The organism is Halalkalibacter sp. HAAS-P014 (assembly GCF_056619965.1).
Genome location: NZ_JBWQTV010000053.1, coordinates 1 through 578, shown reverse-complemented (window position 1 = coordinate 578; position 578 = coordinate 1). Strand labels below are relative to the sequence as shown.

Below are 578 nucleotides of genomic sequence, written 5' to 3'. Positions count from 1 at the left end.
CTTACTTACAGCTCCCCGAGGCGTTTCGCCGTTCGTCGCGTCCTTCTTCGGCTCCTAGTGCCAAGGCATTCACCGTGCGCCCTTCATAACTTAACCATTTTGGCTGCAGATCTTCTTCGTATTTCTTCGTCAGCTTCGTGGTTCTCAGTCATGTCACGTACCTACGTACGCTCCATTCTTTCGACCACTCGCTTCCTCGAACTACTCGAAGCTCTTTGCCAAAAACGATTTTAATATAAAAGTCGTTTAAGACATTTTCAAGAAAATGTCAATGAATTCTTGACGTTCGTTCAACTTCTCTTATAAATAAGATGCCGATGAACTTACTGTTGTTTCTATTTGCATTATCTAGTTTTCAAAGAACCAAAGTCACTAACTTCTATCTTCCAAAGTTAGTTCCTATTAATTGAAGGAAGTTCCTTCAAAACTGAACAAAAGACCAAAGCGTATATGACCTAAGTCATATATCGACTAGAGTTAAATACTCCATAGAAAGGAGGTGATCCAGCCGCACCTTCCGATACGGCTACCTTGTTACGACTTCACCCCAATCATCTGTCCCACCTTAGGCGGCTGGC

At 42.7% G+C, this 578-nt stretch carries 2 rRNA genes; both read right to left on the bottom strand.

The features are described from left to right. Positions 1 to 96 (bottom strand): 23S ribosomal RNA (locus AC1FXZ_RS22005); the annotation flags it as partial. 396 nt (positions 97 to 492) lie between these two features. Next, positions 493 to 578 (bottom strand): 16S ribosomal RNA (locus tag AC1FXZ_RS22000); the annotation flags it as partial.